General features: G+C 46.6%; 6 protein-coding genes. 2 read left to right on the top strand and 4 right to left on the bottom strand.

The annotated features are described in order from the left end of the window. The 4 genes from H6F50_RS21870 to H6F50_RS21855 form a co-directional block, all read right to left on the bottom strand. The coding region (locus H6F50_RS21870; RefSeq protein ID WP_190430330.1) for a sigma 54-interacting transcriptional regulator at positions 1-994 on the bottom strand (994 nt) is incomplete at its 3' end. Between the two features lie 211 nt (positions 995-1,205). Then, entirely contained in the window at positions 1,206-1,880 is a 675-nt protein-coding gene (locus H6F50_RS21865; protein WP_190414858.1) for a GNAT family N-acetyltransferase, read from the bottom strand. Between the two features lie 20 nt (positions 1,881-1,900). Continuing rightward, positions 1,901-2,725 (bottom strand): PD-(D/E)XK nuclease family protein, encoded by an 825-nt coding sequence (locus tag H6F50_RS21860; RefSeq protein WP_190430329.1) that lies wholly within the window; start codon positions 2,723-2,725, stop codon positions 1,901-1,903. A gap of 211 nt (positions 2,726-2,936) precedes the next feature. Next, on the bottom strand, positions 2,937-3,518 hold the full coding sequence (locus H6F50_RS21855) for a PAP/fibrillin family protein (protein WP_190414856.1): 582 nt from the start codon (positions 3,516-3,518) through the stop codon (positions 2,937-2,939). A gap of 214 nt (positions 3,519-3,732) precedes the next feature. Between H6F50_RS21855 and H6F50_RS21850 the strand changes: the two genes are divergently transcribed. Continuing rightward, positions 3,733-3,972 carry a DUF3134 domain-containing protein gene (locus tag H6F50_RS21850; RefSeq protein ID WP_190414854.1) on the top strand — a complete coding sequence of 80 codons (240 nt, stop codon included), beginning with the start codon at positions 3,733-3,735 and terminating at the stop codon, positions 3,970-3,972. A 90-nt stretch (positions 3,973-4,062) separates the two neighbouring features. After that, a partial coding sequence (gene mraY / locus H6F50_RS21845; RefSeq protein WP_190430331.1) for a phospho-N-acetylmuramoyl-pentapeptide-transferase occupies positions 4,063-5,160 on the top strand: 1,098 nt, incomplete at its 3' end.

Here is a 5,160-nt window from a genome sequence, read left to right as displayed (position 1 = left end):
CTTTTCGCACCCGCAGCGGCGGCACTTTAATTAAATGACCGACTTGACGCTCAATTGTCGGTAGGTGTTTTTCCGCAATCATCATAATGCGGGCTTGACACGAGCGGCTTGGGGCTGGTGGGTCTTCCGAACGGCTAAGGGGGGTGTAGGTGTTGGTTTCTAATAATTGAGCCAGCTTCGGCGTTAACTCTGGGGGAAGTTCTTGGATGTTGTTGAGGACTAAAGTGCCTGTCCCCAGGGATTCAATTAGCCCTGGTTTGCCACTAGCACGACCAAATAGTTCTGCACCACTTGCTTGCAGCGTACTACAGTCTACTTTAACGATCGGTTCGCGCCGATAGGAAGAACCAAAGTGAACCAGAGCAGCGGTATTGTCTTTTTCTAGTCCCGGTTCCCCGAAAATCAAGACTGGACGCCTTGACTCAGCCGCCTCTTTGATTTGCTGGCGCAGCCGGACTGCATAGCGGCTTTTTCCCACCACCCCGCGTCTTGCCTTTGCTACCAGATAAGGGCGCAAGGCGGTTTGACGCTCTTGTTCGTAGTTCAGTTGAGACGATAGTTGAGCGAGTTCTTGAGCCAACCGCTGGGAGAAGGCTTGGGTAATTTCGGGATATTGGGCGACTATTTGCCGAAATTGCTCTGCGGGAATAAACCACAGCGTGCATTCGCTGAGTGTCTTGATAGTTCTTTGAGCCTGCTGGTCTAACAGTAGCTCTTGTAAGTGAATGGTGGCTCCAGGAAGAAAACTAATCACCCAGGCTAAACCTGTTTGGTTGGTGCGTTCGCGTAGCGTCTCTGAAAGAGAATCGCCTTCTAGTTGCCCTTGTTTGAGAATATAGAGTCCTTCGGGGGGCGTTTCCTCCGCCACTAAAGTCGTTTGCGCTGGTACGACTTTTTCTTCCAGAAGTTGCGCGATCGCTTCTAACACTTCTGCCGATAGTACACCCAGCGCTGTTCTCTCTTGTAGCCATGTCACCGTATCTTTTGATGTCATGGTTGCCTTAAAAATAAATTTCGCTTTACATTTTAGCCATTTTTTATAAAAAATATTAATTAATTAAGTTGATTGCCAAGATTAAAACAACTGAGATGAGCGAGCTTGTCAATCTGTGGGTTCCCCTAGCCTTATTGGGTTTGATAGTCTTAGCGGCGATTTTCTTTAGCCGCAGCAGTAGTTAAGGAAAATTGTTATCAAAAAGAAAAGGTTAACTTTCGGGATCGGAGAAATTCGGAGGTTCGACAGGGGTTGAGGGAGTGTCAGTCACCATAACTTTTGTCGCTGCTTCGCTAGCAATTCCTTGGGTTTGAGTGGAAGGACGGCGGCGCGATCGCTTATAAGCAGCCCTCTCAGCTTTTTCGCGCTCGTAGGCAATCAGCCTGCCATAATACTCGTGCTTGCTCAAATTCATCGACAAGAAAATGTGCTGGCGAGTATTGCCAAAACCTTTGCGGCTAAAAAACTTCACGGCTGGGACATTCGCGGGATCGGTATCCACCAGCATGAATCGCACCCCATCTTCAATCATCCGTTCTACCAGCTTATCAACGAGCTTGTCCCCGACGCCTCGACGCTGAAAATTCGGATTCACACCCAGCCAAATAATGTATCCATAAGTCCAGGATGCTTTGCTAATCACGGTTCCCAAAATGAACCCTGCCAGTTGTTCGTCGATTTCAGCAACCAGACAGTATTCCGGATCGGTATTGTAAAGTCCAATCACCTCCCATTCATCCCAGGTGCGATATAAATAAGGGTACAAATTGCTTGTAAATACAGCTTCTCCCAAGTGGTAAACCGGGGCAAGATCGTCAATTTCAAGGTCGCGGATATAGATGGAAGAGTAGTTAGATGCAGGCTCGTTTTTATCAGGATTTGTCATAAATTTTGATTTTTTATTTTTTACAGGGAAACTTCCTGAATATTCGCTAAATTGGGTAGCCAATCTTGATGAGAGAAATTTTCTTCACTGGTAAGATGCGAAGTATTTGAAAAATTGCGATCGCGCTGACACCGAATCGCAAAATTACAGTCAGGGCAACGATTAGCGTTTTCTGGAACTTGAGGGAAATCTTCTCCTTGCTGATAACGTTGCAAATAATCGGTTAGCTGCGTCAACAGTTCTGTTAAATCCCTTTTCGTTTGCTCGTGTTGAACGGCATTATAAGTAAATTTGAGGCTTTCTGGTTGAGGCTGAGACTGGACAAACCAGTAAGTCATAGAAATCTGTTCTGGCAAATAATCGCTAGTTTCTGCCAAAATATAAAGATACAAGCGAGTCTGCCAATCTTTTTCTAACCAACGCCGATTTTTTGGTTGAGGATAAGTTTTCCAATCCAAAATTTCAGCAGATTGCGTGTCTTCAATGAACAAATCATAGATGACTGTCAATAAATATCCCTGAAAATTCAGCGTGCGACAATGTTCGCTTTGGCGGAAGGTTTTCGGGTTAGATATCAAGATTTCTGGTGCTGCATCCACCAATGCCGTCACCCAACGATGTAATTGGGCGTCCTCTTGCACCAAAGATTCTACCGGCAATCCCAGTTCTCGCTGCTGCATCAATAAGTGAAAGCGACTGCCCCAATTTTGCCGTTCTAGTTGTTCTGGATTGGTGGGTGAACTCAGTTTATCTAAGTAGATTTGTTGAAACTTTCGAGGACAAGTTTGTAGTAGATTTAATTGTCCTTGGGACAAGCGGAGCAAAACTTCTTGCGTAGATTCCATCTGATTAATTGCTAACGGGTAATGATTTTTAGATAACTGGATATTATTTATGTGTAGTAATTCCAATTAATTCGGCAAATCCTCTTTTTCTTCCTTGGCATCCTTCGCGTTCTTAGTGGTTCGTAAAAAAAAGACTAACCCCGCCCTATTTTGCAGGAATTTATCTTCCTAATGGCTAATAGTCATTAACCATTAGCCACTAGCCATTAACCTAAGCTTTTGTTAACACAAACACGCTGCCTTCATTGCCTCGGCCTATCCGCAAATCCTCATCTAGATAAGTAGTATCCAGCCAACCTTGCTGGTTGCTGCTGTCGATACCAAAATCTAAAGCTGGAAATCGCTGACCGCTTTCAATTTGCCGAATAAATTCTGAAGGCGACTGATAGTTAATGAGACGCTGTAAACCAGAAATAGAACGCTCAAATTTTACCAATACACGACGTTCAGAAACTGGTTCAAACCGAGCAGCAACGCTAACAAATCCTTCCAAATAGGGTAAGCCATAAACTTCAGCAATATTGTAAACTTTGGCGTCTTTGGCTCGAATGCATTGATAGATTTGACCAAGTTTGAGAAATGGCAGTTGGTCAATGGTTAATAAACCGCGACTGGTGGTGTAAAGTAGTCGCCAATTTCCATCTAGTAGGTCAGTTGCCTCAACCGGACGGGGAGTAGGGTTGAGGTCTTCCAATCGGGCAACCGCTGAGAGAATCGCTATTTTGTCGGTTTCGGTTGCTAGCAGTCCGCGATTTTGAGAAGCGATCGCTTCCAACAGTGCTGCTTTCCTCATTTCCTCCTAGACCTCTCTTCTGGGTGACTTCTCTACCCCCAGCTTAACTTTTGTTCAATACGCAGATGGCATCAGCCACCAGCACCTAGTTGATAAGTTTGATAACAACTCCCTTGACACGTAATAGTCTCCACGCCAGCGATCGCGTTTCTGGGAGTGGTAAACTCAATATGTCTAGTTAGCTCCCAATCCGAAATCCTCAAATATGTCAAATATGTACAACCCGTCTCTGCGTGAAGAACCTCGTCACCAGCTGGCTGGTCTGATTCCGTTACAACAAGAACCATCGATTCTCGACTGGCTGGAATCCACAGGACGCTTGTTGGCGCGGGATGTTCAAGCGGAAGATAGTTTCCGCGATGGTGATGCAGAAATCTCCGATCTGATGGCACCGGATGATGTTTACGATGATCTCGAAGACGATGATGAAATCATCGATGTAGACGAAGATTAGTCAGACGAAAAGAATTCAGCACTCAGGCGTCAGAGTAAATTCTGGATTCTGAAATTCTGAATTCTGGTGTGAGAAGTGAACGAAAAATTTGTGGACGCTAAATTATTTTCTGGTCGGTCGTTCAACCCCTCAGGAACTAGCCTGCTAGCGTTACTGGCAGTTGGGCTTTCCCTAGGGACGATATTATTCGATCTGCAAGCAGGTGTCTTCCCATCGGTAGGCATCTCGATGACGTTTCCCCTGTGGCTTTGCGCCTTGGTGACGGCTCTTTTAGGATATTGGGCAGTCCCCTTCCTGCAAGCCCTAAAAGCGGGTCAATTTATTCGGGAGGATGGCCCCCAAGCGCATTTACAAAAAGCAGGCACTCCGACAATGGGCGGGGTGTTTTTTGTGCCAGTCGGGGTAATCGTCGCTTTGGTGTGGGCTGGATTGGCTGTAGGCATACAAGGATTATTCCCCGTACTTGCCGTATCAATCGTAACTTTAGCCTACGGTGCGATTGGCTGGGTTGACGATTGGCAAGTGATTAGACGCCGGTCGAATAAAGGCATCTCGCCCCGGATGAAACTCATTTTGCAGATTGGGGTGGGTGTTCTGTTTTCTTTGTGGCTGGTCTGGCATCAACCAGCCAGTATCACCACGATTGCCTTGCCTTTTGGTTTAGCGATTCCTTTGGGGTTACTGTTCTGGCCCTTAGCAGTATTTGTGCTAGTGGCGGAAAGTAATGCGACGAACCTCACGGATGGAGTCGATGGACTAGCAGCGGGAACGGGCGCGATCGCTCTTTTGGGACTCGGTGCCATTGTTGCTCCCGTGTCGCCAAGTTTGATGATTTTTTGCGCCTGCATGAGTGGCAGCTACCTAGGCTTTTTGGTTCACAACCGCAACAAAGCCCGCGTCTTTATGGGCGATACGGGTTCGATGGCGCTGGGAGGCGCACTGACAGCAGTCGGACTTCTGACGAACAATCTCTGGGCGCTATTTATCCTCAGCGGTATTTTCTTCGTGGAATCGCTCTCAGTAATGGCGCAGGTGGGCTACTATAAAGCCACCAAAGGCCCGGATGGGATCGGCAAGCGTTTATTTAAGATGGCACCGATTCACCACCATTTAGAACTGAGTGGCTGGAGTGAAACCCAAGTGGTTGCCGCCTTTTATCTGATTAACGGCATTTTAGCTTTGTTGTGT

The organism is Coleofasciculus sp. FACHB-712 (assembly GCF_014695635.1).
In the GTDB taxonomy this organism is placed as follows: Bacteria; Cyanobacteriota; Cyanobacteriia; order Cyanobacteriales; family FACHB-T130; genus FACHB-T130.
Note: the sequence above shows the minus strand (reverse complement) of the source record. Positions and strands in the feature narration are given on the sequence as shown.

Coding starts and splice junctions, on each gene's coding strand:
- H6F50_RS21865 (WP_190414858.1), bottom strand. CDS start 1,880: ATGACAAATCCTGATAAAAACGAGCCTGCATCTAACTACTCTTCCATC.
- H6F50_RS21860 (WP_190430329.1), bottom strand. CDS start 2,725: ATGGAATCTACGCAAGAAGTTTTGCTCCGCTTGTCCCAAGGACAATTA.
- H6F50_RS21855 (WP_190414856.1), bottom strand. CDS start 3,518: ATGAGGAAAGCAGCACTGTTGGAAGCGATCGCTTCTCAAAATCGCGGA.
- H6F50_RS21850 (WP_190414854.1), top strand. CDS start 3,733: ATGTACAACCCGTCTCTGCGTGAAGAACCTCGTCACCAGCTGGCTGGT.